Here is a 13807-nt window from a genome sequence, read left to right on the forward strand (position 1 = left end):
CAGCTCTACTTGGTTAGTTTCGGATTATTGCCGCTGTGTCGCCGAATTCTGCGTCTGATGCGCTTAACCAGGCGCGCCACTTTCCAGGCGCGCTTAATACAGTAGCCATAAAGAAAGAAGGCTACCAAAAAGAGAATTAACATCACCCATTCCGGCACAATGCGGGTGTATTCCGCCACGACGCCAACCAGCGCCAGCAGGGCGGCGGCCAGGGTAATCAGGACAAACGCCTGGCGGGAAGTAAACCCGGCGCGCATGATCAAATGATGAATATGCTGACGGTCCGGTGAGAAAGGACTCATGCCTTTGCGCAGGCGGCGATACATAATCGCCACCATGTCCATCAGCGGGATAGCGATAATCCACAGCGCGGTCACCGGGCTAATGGGATGCGTTTTACCTTGCGTGGTTTCCAGCAGGATCCAGATGATGGTGAAGCCAATCATCGTGCTGCCAGCGTCACCCATAAAGACTTTATAGCGGCGGCCGAGGGCGCCAAGATTGAGAAGAATATAGGGTAGAATGGCGGCGATCATCGCGAAACACCACATCGCCAGGCTGTACTGACCATCAAACCAAAGAATAATCCCGGTCGCCGCAAAAGAGACCGATGACAGTCCGCCGAGCAGGCCGTCGATACCATCGACCATGTTGAACGCATTGATAGCGGCCCAGACGGCAAACAGCGTCAGGAAGAAGCCGAAGGGCCCCAGCACCAGTTCCCACGAGCCAAAAATAAAGCCCAAACTACTCAGATGCAGATTCCCTGCCATCATCATAATCACGGCGATCGCGGCCTGAATGACCGCGCGAATTTTCACGCTGATGTCGAAGCGATCGTCAAGCGCGCCAACCAGCACCAATACCCCCGCGCAGGCCAGATACAGCGAGGCGTGAGGAATATAATAATCGGCGATGGCGAAAGTGAAACAGATACCTGCATAAACTGAGATACCACCGACCAACGGAATCAACCCCTGATGCCGTTTGCGATAGTTGGGTTTATCCACTAACCCGATCTTTTTTGCCACTTTCCGCGCGACAAAAATAAAGAGGGTCGTGAATAAGAAAATACTGATTAATTCAGTAATAGCAGTGAGTAAATTCACAACGCATGTGCTCTCAGCATAGTTAATCCGGGAAGTATAGCGATGATGCCCCAACTCCAGAAGGGGAAAAGCAGAACATTACAAATTTATTGTATAGATTTTAGTCTGTTAAAGCTGTCTCCGCCTGCTATCCGGCGCCATTATACGACAACTTTCGTCCCGCTTTCTCTGTCTCTGGATCATACAAACCCAAAAATGAAAACGCCACGCAAAGGCGTGGCGTTTTTGGCTTTTTTTACCTTACGAGCGCTTCATCATATCGAAGAAGTCATCATTCGTCTTGGTCATTGCCAGCTTATTGATGAGGAATTCCATCGCATCAATCTCACCCATCGGATGGATAATTTTGCGCAGGATCCACATTTTCTGCAGCTCTTCCTGAGTGGTAAGCAGCTCTTCTTTACGGGTACCGGAACGGTTGTAGTCGATAGCCGGGAAGACGCGTTTTTCAGCAATCTTACGAGAGAGGTGCAGTTCCATGTTACCGGTGCCTTTAAACTCTTCGTAGATAACTTCGTCCATTTTGGAACCGGTGTCGATCAGCGCCGTGGCGATGATGGTCAGGCTACCGCCCTCCTCGACGTTACGTGCCGCACCAAAGAAACGCTTCGGACGGTGCAGAGCGTTGGCGTCCACACCACCGGTCAACACTTTACCGGAAGCCGGAACCACGGTGTTGTAGGCACGCGCCAGACGGGTAATGGAGTCGAGCAGGATGATAACGTCTTTCTTGTGTTCAACCAGACGTTTCGCTTTCTCAATAACCATCTCGGCAACCTGCACGTGACGGGATGCCGGCTCGTCAAAGGTGGAAGCAACCACTTCACCTTTCACCAGACGCTGCATCTCGGTCACTTCTTCCGGACGTTCGTCGATCAGCAGTACCATCAGGACACAGTCCGGGTGGTTGTATGCGATGCTCTGCGCGATGTTCTGCAGCAGCATGGTTTTACCGGCTTTCGGCGGCGCGACGATCAGACCACGCTGGCCGCGGCCAATCGGGGAGGCCAGATCCAGTACGCGAGCGGTTAAGTCTTCGGTAGAACCGTTACCACGCTCCATACGCAGGCGAGAGTTCGCGTGCAGCGGCGTTAAGTTCTCGAACAGGATCTTGTTACGCGCGTTTTCCGGCTTGTCGTAGTTAACTTCGTTAACTTTCAGCAGCGCAAAGTAACGTTCACCCTCTTTCGGAGGACGAATCTTACCGGAAATGGTGTCACCAGTGCGGAGGTTGAAACGGCGGATTTGGCTGGGGGATACGTAGATGTCGTCAGGGCCGGCGAGGTAGGAGCTGTCTGCGGAGCGGAGGAATCCAAATCCATCCTGCAGTATCTCCAGTACGCCGTCGCCAAAGATATCTTCGCCACTCTTCGAATGCTGCTTGAGGATGGCAAAAATAATATCCTGCTTACGCATACGAGCCAGGTTTTCCAGCCCCATATTTTCGCCGAGAGTAATCAGCTCAGAAACCGGCGTATTCTTTAATTCGGTAAGATTCATAGTGGTGTGGGTTCTTAAACTCGGGGTAAATCTCGAACTTAATGTTGTGAATGGTATGGCAGGAACTTCCATGCCTGTTAACGGCCTTCATCTCGTGTCTGTACGTTGCCTGGTCACAGGAAAGAACGCAGAACTGAAACGACTAGACGGAATGAGTGAAAAGCCCGGAATTATTAGCTTCACGCGCATTTATGCGGGATGCTTCGGGTAAAACAAGATTCAAACAAGGTATGTTTAAAACGAAGTCTGTGGATTAACTTAGCACGACTCCAGCCGGGCGTCCAGAGTTCCGCAAAAAATAGGAATCTGGACGCCGGAACAGCAATTTGCTTACGCCAGGTTAGCGTCGAGGAACTCTTTCAGCTGACCCTTGGACAGGGCGCCAACTTTAGTGGCCGCCACTTCGCCGTTTTTAAACAGCAGCAGGGTTGGGATACCGCGAATGCCGTATTTCGGCGCAGTGCCCGGGTTCTGGTCAATGTTCAGCTTAGCTACGGTCAGTTTGCCCTGATACTCTTCAGCGATCTCATCCAGAATCGGGGCGATCATTTTGCACGGACCACACCACTCTGCCCAGAAATCGACGAGGGTCAGCCCGTCAGCCTTGAGTACGTCCGTGTCAAAACTGTCGTCAGTCAGGTGAATAATTTTATCGCTCATATTTAACTCCACAGGAATAAGCCTGGTGTGTTGGTGTCGTAGCCATCAACGACGCGCTGCGGCTACGTTATGCACGCTATTCTTCAGGATACCTCAATTCTCTGGCCTGCCAACTGGCGCAATCCATCATGGACTCGCCTGTTGACGCCAGGGTGCCCGAACGCGAACTGCATGCTGCAGATTTATCGCTCCCGACTCGCTTAGTAGTCTAAGCTATCCTGGATTCGTTCAGTTACCGTAGACGTACCTTGAATAATTTCGTACACCGCCAACGAAAGGTTGACGTTATTTCACCGGATACGCTTTCTTAATGCAATAGTTAGCTGATATTCTACCACACTATGAGCAAAACACATTTAACAGAACAGAAGTTTTCCGACTTCGCCCTGCACCCGGCAGTCATTGAAGCCCTTGAAAAGAAAGGGTTTCATAATTGCACACCCATTCAGGCCCTCGCCCTTCCGCTGACGCTGGAAGGCCGCGATGTCGCCGGGCAGGCGCAAACCGGTACCGGTAAAACGATGGCGTTCCTGACGTCAACGTTTCATTATCTTCTCTCTCACCCGGCTATCGCCGATCGCCAGGTTAACCAACCGCGCGCGCTGATTATGGCGCCGACGCGTGAACTGGCGGTACAGATCCACGCCGACGCTGAGCCACTGGCGCAGGCCACCGGTCTGAAGCTGGGTCTGGCTTACGGCGGCGACGGCTACGATAAGCAGTTGAAAGTGCTGGAAAGCGGCGTCGATATTCTGATCGGTACCACTGGTCGTCTGATCGATTACGCGAAGCAGAACCACATTAACCTCGGCGCCATTCAGGTTGTCGTGCTGGACGAAGCCGATCGCATGTACGATCTCGGCTTTATTAAAGATATCCGCTGGCTGTTCCGCCGCATGCCGCCGGCCACTCAGCGCCTGAACATGCTGTTCTCCGCGACCCTTTCTTATCGCGTCCGCGAACTGGCGTTCGAACAAATGAATAACGCCGAGTACGTTGAAGTCGAGCCGGAACAGAAAACGGGCCACCGTATTAAAGAAGAGCTCTTCTACCCGTCCAACGAAGAAAAAATGCGCCTGCTGCAGACGCTGCTGGAAGAAGAGTGGCCCGATCGCGCCATCGTTTTCGCCAATACCAAGCACCGTTGCGAAGATATCTGGGGCCATCTCGCCGCCGACGGCCATCGCGTAGGTCTGCTGACCGGCGACGTGGCGCAGAAAAAACGTCTGCGCATTCTCGAAGAATTTACCCGTGGCGACCTCGATATTCTGGTCGCGACCGATGTTGCCGCTCGTGGTTTGCACATTCCGGCCGTGACCCACGTCTTTAACTACGATCTGCCGGACGACTGCGAAGATTACGTTCACCGCATCGGCCGTACCGGTCGCGCTGGCGCCAGCGGTCACTCCATTAGCCTCGCCTGCGAAGAGTATGCGCTGAATCTGCCGGCGATCGAAACCTATATTGGTCACTCAATTCCGGTCAGTAAGTACAACCCGGACGCGCTGATGACCGACCTGCCTAAGCCGCTGCGTCTGACCCGTGCGCGCCCAGGCAACGGCCCGCGCCGTAACGGTCCACCGCGCAATCGTCGTCGTTCAGGTTAAGAGATCTATGCCATACGCTCAGTCATTCAGAATCTGCCAGGGCGACCTTCCTCTGGCGACCCGCTCAGTGATGTGGATCGGGCCTAAGCGCCCCGCCGACCAGGGAGCCTTCTGAACGATGAAGAGTATGAGCTCCACCTCGCTATATGCCGCCATTGATTTGGGCTCCAATAGTTTCCATATGTTGGTGGTGCGCGAGGTGGCGGGCAGCATCCAGACGCTGAGCCGCATTAAGCGTAAGGTTCGACTGGCCGCCGGCCTGAATAGCGACAACACCCTCTCCGCAGAAGCGATGGAACGGGGCTGGCAGTGCTTACGCCTGTTTGCCGAGCGCCTGCAGGATATTCCGCCGACGCAAATCCGCGTCGTGGCCACCGCCACGCTGCGTCTTGCCGTCAATGCGGGAGAGTTTCTGGCGAAAGCGCAGGAGATCCTCGGCACTCCAGTGCAAGTGATCAGCGGCGAAGAAGAAGCGCGCCTGATTTACCAGGGTGTCGCCCACACCACCGGCGGCGCCGATCAGCGCCTGGTGGTCGATATCGGCGGCGCCAGCACCGAGCTGGTGACCGGGACCGGCGCACAAACAACCTCGCTGTTTAGCCTGTCGATGGGCTGTGTCACCTGGCTTGAACGCTATTTTGCCGACCGTAGTCTGACGAAAGAGAATTTCGATCTCGCCGAAGCGGCTGCGCGCGAGGTGCTACTGCCCGTCGCCGATGTGCTGCGCTATCACGGATGGAAAGTGTGCGTTGGCGCCTCCGGCACCGTTCAGGCTCTGCAGGAAATTATGATGGCGCAGGGGATGGATGAACGAATCACCCTCGCCAAACTCCAGCAGCTTAAACAGCGCGCTATCCAGTGCGGACGTCTGGAAGAGCTGGAGATCGAAGGCTTAACCCTTGAGCGGGCGCTGGTGTTTCCTAGCGGGCTGGCGATCCTGATCGCTATCTTCAGCGAACTGAATATTCAGTGTATGACCCTCGCGGGCGGCGCGTTACGCGAAGGCCTGGTGTACGGCATGCTGCATCTCTCCGTTGAGCAGGACATCCGCAGCCGCACGCTGCGTAATATTCAGCGTCGTTTTATGATCGACACCGAACAGGCCCAGCGCGTCGGCGGCCTTGCCAGTCATCTGCTCAGTCAGTTGGATGGCAGCTGGGAGCTGGATCCGCTAAGCCGTGATTTACTCCTTAGCGCCTGTGCGCTGCATGAGATTGGGCTGAGCGTGGATTTTAAGCGCGCGCCGCAACACGCCGCCTATCTGGTCAATAACCTCGACCTGCCGGGCTTTACCCCGGCGCAGAAGAAGCTGATTGCCACGCTGCTCCTTAACCAGACTAACGCTATCGACCTCTCTTCGCTTCATCAACAGAATGCCGTCCCACCGCGGGTGGCTGAGCATCTGTGTCGTCTGCTGCGACTGGCAATCCTGTTTGCCAGCCGGCGGCGCGACGATCTGTTGCCCGCCATTCAGCTGACCGCTCAAGACGAACAACTGACGCTGATATTGCCGGGAAACTGGCTGGATGAACATCCGCTGGGTCGGGAGATGGTCGATCAGGAGTGTCAGTGGCAAAGCTACGTCCACTGGATACTTCGGGTCGCCAGCGGCGATACGCTGAAATAATATCCAGCCAGGAGGGCGGATGCGGGAAGAACTGGATTTCAAATCGCTACGCTTTTTCTCTGCGCTCTACCGCTTGGGCAATGTTTCCCCAGCAGCGGACGCGCTCGATATCAGCCAGCCCACCGGCAGCCTTTTGCTGAAAAAACTACGAGATCATTTTGCTGACCCGCTGTTTGTCCGGGTCGGGCAGCGGATGATCCCGACGCCGCGAGCGGACGCGATCGCCCCCACCATCTCGACTCTTCTCCAGCTTGCCGATAACGATTTAGCGGTCAAACCTGAATTTCTTCCCCAGCAGAGCCAGCGTAATTTTACGATCGGTATGACCGATATCAGCCAAATGACGCTGCTGCCTTTATTGCAAATTGCGCTCCAGCAGCAGGCGGCGGACGGGATCACCTTTACGGTACAGAATCTGGATGAGCAGACCCTCAACGCCCTCGAATCCGGGAAATGCGATCTCGCGATCGGCTATCTGACGCAGCTTCCGGAAAGCGTCTACCAGCAACATCTCTTCGATCAATCATATGTCTGCCTGGCTGCGGAAAACCATCCTCGCATTCGCGCACAGCTCCGCGCCGAAGACTGGCGCCAGGAAAAGCATCTGGCGATCCGCGTGGAGGGGACTGCCCATGGCGATATGGATAAGCTGCTTGATGAGCACCACATGCCCCGGCGCATTGCGCTAACGTTACCAAGTTTTTTAGGTACCGGTGAGCTGGTGGCCGAAAGCGATATGATTGCCGTCGTCCCGGAACAGGTGGCGCGGCATATCACCCGGCGCTATCCCTGCCGCAGCTGGCCGCTGCCTTTTCCCCTCGCCAAAATCGCCATCCGTCAGGTCTGGCATCAGCGGCTGCACCGCGATCCCGGACATATCTGGCTACGCTCGCTGATCGCTACGCTTGCCGATCCCGCACAGCAGAGTACTTCTATTAAAATCTAAGTAACAAAATACGCCCGTGTATTGGTTTTATTAATAACCCCTATTACGTTTGGTTTATTGCTGGTAATACGTGAAAGCTTTTATTCTCCTCGCATCAAGCCACACTGACTCATATCGCAAGGAAAATATCATGCGCGGAAAAATTGCTTTAGAAGAACACGTATCCACTCCTGAAAATAACCGTCTGTGGGATTCATCTGGTGAAGCAGGTCGTAACGGCACAGAATATATGAAAGATGTTGAACGCCGCCTGCTGGATCGCAGCATTCAGCTGGAAGAAATGGCGCAGCGTCATATTGATCATGTAATTCTTTCTCTGACTTCACCTGGCGCCCAGTCTATTTTAGATAAAGCCAAAGCCGTCTCTTTTGCCCGCGATACCAACGATTTTATCGTTGAGAATTATGTTAAGCCAAATCCGGACAAATTCAGCGCCTTCGCCACCCTGGCATTGCAGAACCCGGAAGCCGCGGCGGAAGAGCTGGAGCGCGCCGTGAAAAAGTTAGGCATGAAAGGTGCGCTGATCAACGGCTACACCAACGTTAAAGATAGCGAGCATGGCCTGTATCTTGATGACGAATCCATGCTGGTATTCTGGGATAAGGTCAACGAGCTGAACGTGCCTGTCTATCTGCATCCTCGTGAACCGCTGGAAGGCCCGGCGCGTGGCATCTATACCGGTTACGAAAGCCTGATCGGCTCTGCCTGGGGCTTCGCTCAGGAAACGGCAGTGCATGCTATTCGTCTGATGATGAGCGGTCTGTTCGATCGTTATCCTAACCTCAATCTGGTGCTGGGTCACCTCGGCGAAGGGCTGGTACATATGCTGCCGCGCACTCAACATCGTCTCTATCGTCAGCGTTTCGGCTGCGGTCTGGGTAAAGCGGAAAAACCGTTAATGCACTACCTGCAGAATAACTTCATCGTTACCACCAGCGGCCATTTCAATACCCATTCACTGAATAATGCTATTGAAGTCATGGGCGCCGATCGCGTGATGTTCTCTGTCGATTATCCGTATGAAGATATTCATCAGGCCTGCGACTGGTTTGATCCTTTAGAACTTGAAGCAGGCCTGAAAGAGAAAATCGCCTGGGGTAATGCCAGCCGCGTATTTAACATTAAATAATTAATTTAAATATTTCAGGGCCTGTATATTCAGGCCCTGATTTTTATTAGGGAAAATAAATTATGGCTATAGGTATATTTGTCTGTAGCGGCTCGCTTCTCGTTGGTGCGCTGGCGGGCGCTTCACTGAATCGTTTTATTCCGGAACATTTCAAAAAAACCTTACCGTTGATCGCCGGACTGATCTCAATCAGTATGGGCATATTCTTTGTCAATAAATTGCATAACCTGCCGCCGATTGCCCTGGCTATTATTGTCGGCACGATTATCGGCGGCCTGTTGAATATTGAAAAATGGATTGAACGAGCCGGAACAACGCTGCGCAGCCCCATTGAACGTATTTTTCCGGCGCAGTCCAGCGCCAGCGTCGGTGCGGAAGATTTTATGAATCAGTTTATCGCCGTGCTGATCCTGTTCTGCGCCAGCGGTACCGGCATCTTCGGCGCCTTAACCGAAGGGATGACCGGCGACCCGACCATTCTGCTGACCAAGTCGATCCTCGACTTTTTTACTGCCGCGATTTTCGCCTCCACGCTGGGGTATATCATCACCGTGATCTTTATTCCCCAGCTGATTGTTTTCGTTATCCTGTTTTTCGCGGCAACCTTTATCATGGCGTTAATCAATCCGTCGATGATCGCCGACTTCACCGCCTGCGGCGGCATCATTATGCTGGCGACCGGTTTCCGTCTGTGCGGGATCCGTGCCTTCCCTACCGCCAATATGCTGCCCTCGCTAATACTGGTGATGCCCTTCTCCGCCGCCTGGCAGCAGTTTATCGCCTGAGACGCTAAGCTTTTTTCGCCTTTGCCAGCATCGCCCGAATATTAGCGACGTTGGCCTGGCCTTTTTGCATCCGCTCTTCAGGCGTAATGGTTTTGCGTGCCTGCTCCCAGATAAGGTCGTCCTGAGGTAGCTCCAGCAGAAAACGACTCGGTTCAGGACGCACCAGTTCGCCATATTGCCGGCGCTCCTTACAGAGCGTAAAGGTCAGCTCTTTCTGCGCACGGGTGATGCCAACGTAGGCTAACCGTCGCTCTTCATCGACGTTATCTTCATCAATGCTGCTTTGGTGCGGCAGCAATCCCTCTTCCATTCCCACCAGATAGACGTAGGGGAACTCCAGCCCCTTTGACGCATGGAGAGTCATCAGCTGCACCTGATCCAGCTCTTCATCCGATTCGCCGCGCTCCATCATGTCGCGCAGGGTAAAGCGGGTGACCACCTGGGTCAGGGTCATCGGCTCATCGATTTCGCTGCCTTCCAGCATCTCGGTCATCCAGGTAAACAGCTGGTTGACGTTTTTCATGCGCATTTCCGCGGCTTTCGGGCTGGGTGAGGTTTCATACAGCCAGGATTCGTAGTCGATCCCGCGAATCAAATCGCGCACGGCGTTGACCGGCTCGCGTTCGGCCAGCTGCTGGATCTCGCGTAGCCAGTGGGTGAAGCGGGTGAGGGATTCATAGCCGCGCCCGGTCAGCGTCTGGCTGAGACCCATATCAAAGCTGGCGGTGAACAAGCCTTTGTTGCGGCCCATCGCCCACTCACCGAGCTTTTGCAGCGTCGCCGGGCCGATCTCGCGCTTCGGCGTGTTGACGATACGCAGGAAGGCGCTGTCGTCGTCCGGGTTGGTCAGCACGCGCAGATAGGCCAGCAGATCTTTAATTTCCGGACGCGAAAAGAACGACGTGCCGCCGGAGATTTTGTACGGGATGCGGTTCTGCATCAGCATCTTTTCAAAGACCCGCGACTGGTGATTGCCGCGATAAAGGATCGCGTAGTCTTTGTAATTGGTTTTATTAATGAAGTGGTGGGCGATCAGCTCCCCGGCCACGCGCTCCGCTTCATGATCTTCATTGTTGGCGGAGAGCACTTTCAGCTCCGCGCCATATCCCAGTTCGGAGAACAGCCGCTTTTCAAAGACGTGAGGGTTATTGGCGATCAAAATATTGGCGGCTTTCAGAATACGCCCGGATGAGCGGTAGTTCTGCTCAAGCTTGATCACCTGCAGCGCCGGGAAGTCCTGGCTGAGCAGCACCAGGTTCTGCGGCCGCGCGCCGCGCCACGAGTAGATCGACTGGTCGTCATCGCCCACCACGGTAAAGCGCGCCCGCTGACCCACCAGCAGTTTCACCAGCTCATACTGGCTGGTATTGGTATCCTGATACTCATCCACCAGCAGGTAGCGGATCTTATTTTGCCAGCGCTCGCGCACCTCCTCGTTGCGCTGCAGCAGCAGCGTTGGCAGCAGGATCAGATCGTCAAAATCGAGGACATTGCAGGCCTTCATGTGCGCGTCGTATAGCCCATAGCAGTGGGCGAAAATACGATCCCGTTCGCCTTTCGCGCCAGCGGCGGCCTGCGCCGGGGTTTTTAGATCGTTTTTCCAGTTGGAGATCGTCGAGATCAGCTGCTGAAGCACCACTTTGTCATCTTCGATCAACCCTTCGGTCAGTTCCTTAAGCAGCGCCACCTGGTCGGTATCGTCGAATAAGGAAAAGTTAGACTTCATACCCAGCGCAGCGTATTCGCGCTTAATGATATCCAGCCCCAAAGTGTGGAAGGTGGAAATCATCAGGCCACGCGCCTCTTTGCGCCCCAGCGTTTGCCCAACGCGCTCTTTCATCTCGCGCGCGGCTTTGTTGGTAAAGGTCACGGCCGCGATATGGCGCGCCTGATAGCCGCAGCCGCGGATCAGGTGGGCGATTTTATTCGTAATAACGCGGGTCTTACCGGAACCGGCGCCCGCCAGCACCAGGCACGGTCCGGTGACGAATTCGACGGCTTGTTGTTGGCCAGGGTTTAAACGCATGGGAGTCTTGCTCAATCTTCGAACGGGGTGGGGATTGTAGCAGAAAGCGGAGCCGAGATTTACTGACTGATGGTAAAGTGTCAGCCACGCAAACCATCCTGAGAATGATGTCATGGCAAAAAGCGCAGCGGCCCTGCATATCCTGGTCAAAGAAGAGAAACTGGCGCTGGAGATCCTCGCCAAACTGGAGCGGGGCGTCAGCTTCGATCATCTGGCGAAACGCTATTCTAAATGTCCGTCTGGCCGCAACGGCGGCGACTTAGGCGAGTTTCAGCAAGGCGCGATGGTCGGTCCGTTTGATCAAGCCGTCTTCAGCTGTCCGCTGCTCAAACCCTATGGCCCGGTGAAAACCAAATTCGGCTACCACATCATCAAGGTGCTGTATCGCCGCTAGCGCGTGATACTATGGCGCCCTGATTTATCCCAACTCACTCAAGGCGCAATCATGGCTAAAACCGCGGCAGCACTGCATATCCTGGTAAAAGAAGAGAAACTGGCGCTCGATCTGCTCGAGCAGCTCAAAAACGGCGCCGATTTCGGCAAGCTGGCAAAGAAACACTCCATTTGTCCGTCAGGCAAACGCGGCGGCGATCTGGGTGAGTTCCGCCAGGGCCAGATGGTACCGGCCTTCGATAAAGTGGTCTTCTCCTGCCCTGAACTGGAGCCAACCGGCCCGCTGCATACCCAGTTCGGCTACCACATCATCAAAGTGCTGTACCGGAAATAATAAAAAACCCGGGGATCTTAATCTCCGGGTTTTTGCCTGATGGCGCTTCGCTTATCAGGCCTACTAAACAAATCCATGCCTCTATGGATTTCGGCTTGCCGGAAGGCGGCAAGGAAGTACATCCCCAGGAACAAAGATTACTATGTGACTGGGGTGTACGTACCGTAGCCAACGCATCGGCAAGTCGAAAGACGACGAGGAATTAGCCGGCTACCGCGATACGCTTCATATCGGTCATATAACCGCGCAGTTTCTTACCAACCTGCTCGATAGCGTGGCTGCGAATCGCTTCGTTCACATCGCGCAGCTGCGCGTTATCTACCGCGCCTTCGGCAATCGCTGTGCCCAGGTCGCCGGTCTGCAGGGTGGTCATGAACTCTTTCAGCAGCGGTACGCAAGCGTAAGAGAACAGGTAGTTACCATATTCAGCGGTATCGGAAATAACCACGTTCATCTCATACAGACGCTTACGGGCGATGGTGTTGGCGATAAGCGGCAGCTCATGCAGTGATTCGTAGTAAGCAGACTCTTCGATGATGCCGGAGGCCACCATGGTTTCGAAGGCCAGCTCAACGCCCGCTTTCACCATCGCGATCATCAGAACGCCTTTATCGAAGTACTCCTGCTCGCCGATTTTGCCTTCATATTGCGGCGCGGTTTCGAAGGCGGTTTTGCCGGTCTCTTCACGCCAGGTCAGCAGTTTCTTATCATCATTCGCCCAGTCCGCCATCATGCCGGAGGAGAATTCGCCGGAGATAATGTCGTCCATGTGTTTCTGGAACAGCGGCGCCATGATCTCTTTCAGCTGCTCGGACAGCGCATAAGCGCGCAGTTTCGCCGGGTTGGAGAGGCGATCCATCATCAGGGTGATGCCGCCCTGCTTCAGCGCTTCGGTGATGGTTTCCCAGCCGAACTGAATCAGTTTTTCTGCATACGCCGGATCGGTACCTTCCGCCACCAGCTTGTCGAAGCACAGCAGAGAACCCGCCTGCAGCATGCCGCAAAGGATGGTTTGCTCGCCCATCAGGTCAGATTTCACTTCCGCCACGAAGGAAGATTCCAGCACGCCCGCGCGGTGGCCGCCTGTCGCCGCAGCCCATGCTTTGGCAATCGCCATGCCTTCGCCTTTCGGGTCGTTTTCCGGGTGTACCGCGATAAGCGTCGGTACGCCGAAACCGCGTTTGTACTCTTCACGCACTTCGGTGCCCGGGCACTTCGGCGCCACCATCACCACGGTGATGTCTTTACGGATTTGCTCGCCCACTTCCACGATGTTGAAGCCGTGGGAGTAACCCAGCGCTGCGCCGTCTTTCATCAGCGGCTGTACGGAGCGCACAACGTCTGAGTGCTGTTTGTCCGGCGTCAGGTTAACCACCAGGTCGGCCTGCGGGATCAGCTCTTCATAAGTGCCGACTTTGAAGCCGTTTTCAGTCGCTTTACGCCAGGAGGCGCGCTTCTCAGCGATCGCTTCTTTACGCAGCGCATAGGAGATATCCAGGCCGGAGTCACGCATGTTCAGACCCTGGTTCAGGCCCTGCGCGCCGCAGCCGACGATGACCACTTTTTTACCCTGAAGGTAGCTTGCGCCATCGGCGAATTCGTCGCGCGCCATAAAGCGGCATTTGCCCAGCTGTGCCAGCTGCTGGCGCAGGTTCAGTGTATTAAAGTAGTTAGCCATGTCTGTAACTCCG

The 13807-nt window shown here is 54.7% G+C and carries 12 protein-coding genes; 7 read left to right on the forward strand and 5 right to left on the reverse strand.

Features of this window, described 5'->3' with window-relative positions; translation table 11 throughout:
• Positions 1–5: 5 nt before the first annotated feature.
• The 3 genes from wecA to trxA form a co-directional block, all read right to left on the reverse strand.
• Entirely contained in the window at positions 6–1109 is a 1104-nt protein-coding gene (gene wecA, locus KB890_RS13460) for a UDP-N-acetylglucosamine--undecaprenyl-phosphate N-acetylglucosaminephosphotransferase (RefSeq protein ID WP_002883295.1), read from the reverse strand.
• Positions 1110–1349: 240 nt separating this feature from the next.
• Complete coding sequence (gene rho, locus KB890_RS13465; protein ID WP_002883293.1) at positions 1350–2609, reverse strand: transcription termination factor Rho; 1260 nt, start codon at positions 2607–2609, stop codon at positions 1350–1352.
• Between the two features lie 330 nt (positions 2610–2939).
• Positions 2940–3269, reverse strand: coding sequence for a thioredoxin TrxA (trxA, locus tag KB890_RS13470; protein WP_002883224.1), 330 nt, complete (start codon positions 3267–3269; stop codon positions 2940–2942).
• A 341-nt stretch (positions 3270–3610) separates the two neighbouring features.
• Here trxA and rhlB point away from each other — a divergent pair, with 341 nt between their 5' ends.
• The 5 genes from rhlB to KB890_RS13495 all read left to right on the forward strand — a co-directional run bounded on the left by rhlB (position 3611) and on the right by KB890_RS13495 (position 9363).
• On the forward strand, positions 3611–4876 hold the full coding sequence (gene rhlB / locus KB890_RS13475) for an ATP-dependent RNA helicase RhlB (RefSeq protein WP_002883222.1): 1266 nt from the start codon (positions 3611–3613) through the stop codon (positions 4874–4876).
• Between the two features lie 118 nt (positions 4877–4994).
• Entirely contained in the window at positions 4995–6503 is a 1509-nt protein-coding gene (gene gppA / locus KB890_RS13480; RefSeq protein WP_004150419.1) for a guanosine-5'-triphosphate,3'-diphosphate diphosphatase, read from the forward strand.
• Between the two features lie 19 nt (positions 6504–6522).
• The gene (locus tag KB890_RS13485) at positions 6523–7449 is read left to right on the forward strand and encodes a LysR family transcriptional regulator (protein WP_002883211.1); all 927 of its coding nucleotides are present in this window, start codon (positions 6523–6525) and stop codon (positions 7447–7449) included.
• Positions 7450–7579: 130 nt separating this feature from the next.
• Positions 7580–8578, forward strand: coding sequence for an amidohydrolase family protein (locus KB890_RS13490; protein ID WP_004181642.1), 999 nt, complete (start codon positions 7580–7582; stop codon positions 8576–8578).
• Positions 8579–8640: 62 nt separating this feature from the next.
• Positions 8641–9363, forward strand: coding sequence for a DUF554 domain-containing protein (locus KB890_RS13495; RefSeq protein WP_002883185.1), 723 nt, complete (start codon positions 8641–8643; stop codon positions 9361–9363).
• A gap of 4 nt (positions 9364–9367) precedes the next feature.
• On the opposite strand, the gene rep is transcribed toward KB890_RS13495, so the two are convergent.
• The gene (gene rep, locus KB890_RS13500; protein WP_004181641.1) at positions 9368–11389 is read right to left on the reverse strand and encodes a DNA helicase Rep; all 2022 of its coding nucleotides are present in this window, start codon (positions 11387–11389) and stop codon (positions 9368–9370) included.
• 112 nt (positions 11390–11501) lie between these two features.
• On the opposite strand from rep, the gene ppiC (KB890_RS13505) reads away from it, so the two are divergent.
• Positions 11502–11783, forward strand: a complete 282-nt coding sequence (gene ppiC / locus KB890_RS13505) for a peptidylprolyl isomerase PpiC (protein WP_002883181.1) — start codon at positions 11502–11504, stop codon at positions 11781–11783.
• 51 nt (positions 11784–11834) lie between these two features.
• Positions 11835–12116, forward strand: a complete 282-nt coding sequence (ppiC, locus tag KB890_RS13510) for a peptidylprolyl isomerase PpiC (RefSeq protein ID WP_002883180.1) — start codon at positions 11835–11837, stop codon at positions 12114–12116.
• Positions 12117–12318: 202 nt separating this feature from the next.
• Here ppiC (KB890_RS13510) and ilvC read toward each other — a convergent pair whose 3' ends face one another.
• On the reverse strand, positions 12319–13794 hold the full coding sequence (ilvC, locus tag KB890_RS13515) for a ketol-acid reductoisomerase (RefSeq protein WP_002883178.1): 1476 nt from the start codon (positions 13792–13794) through the stop codon (positions 12319–12321).
• Between the last annotated feature and the right edge of the window lie 13 nt (positions 13795–13807).

The sequence above is a fragment of the Klebsiella sp. P1954 genome (assembly GCF_018199955.1).
GTDB lineage: Bacteria > Pseudomonadota > Gammaproteobacteria > Enterobacterales > Enterobacteriaceae > Klebsiella > Klebsiella pneumoniae.

Bases quoted from the DNA above. Each gene is read 5' to 3' on its own strand.
- gppA (WP_004150419.1), top strand. From the start codon at position 4,995: ATGAAGAGTATGAGCTCCACCTCGCTATATGCCGCCATTGATTTGGGC.
- KB890_RS13495 (WP_002883185.1), top strand. From the start codon at position 8,641: ATGGCTATAGGTATATTTGTCTGTAGCGGCTCGCTTCTCGTTGGTGCG.
- rhlB (WP_002883222.1), top strand. From the start codon at position 3,611: ATGAGCAAAACACATTTAACAGAACAGAAGTTTTCCGACTTCGCCCTG.
- rho (WP_002883293.1), bottom strand. From the start codon at position 2,609: ATGAATCTTACCGAATTAAAGAATACGCCGGTTTCTGAGCTGATTACT.
- KB890_RS13490 (WP_004181642.1), top strand. From the start codon at position 7,580: ATGCGCGGAAAAATTGCTTTAGAAGAACACGTATCCACTCCTGAAAAT.
- ppiC (WP_002883180.1), top strand. From the start codon at position 11,835: ATGGCTAAAACCGCGGCAGCACTGCATATCCTGGTAAAAGAAGAGAAA.
- rep (WP_004181641.1), bottom strand. From the start codon at position 11,389: ATGCGTTTAAACCCTGGCCAACAACAAGCCGTCGAATTCGTCACCGGA.
- ppiC (WP_002883181.1), top strand. From the start codon at position 11,502: ATGGCAAAAAGCGCAGCGGCCCTGCATATCCTGGTCAAAGAAGAGAAA.
- KB890_RS13485 (WP_002883211.1), top strand. From the start codon at position 6,523: ATGCGGGAAGAACTGGATTTCAAATCGCTACGCTTTTTCTCTGCGCTC.
- ilvC (WP_002883178.1), bottom strand. From the start codon at position 13,794: ATGGCTAACTACTTTAATACACTGAACCTGCGCCAGCAGCTGGCACAG.
- trxA (WP_002883224.1), bottom strand. From the start codon at position 3,269: ATGAGCGATAAAATTATTCACCTGACTGACGACAGTTTTGACACGGAC.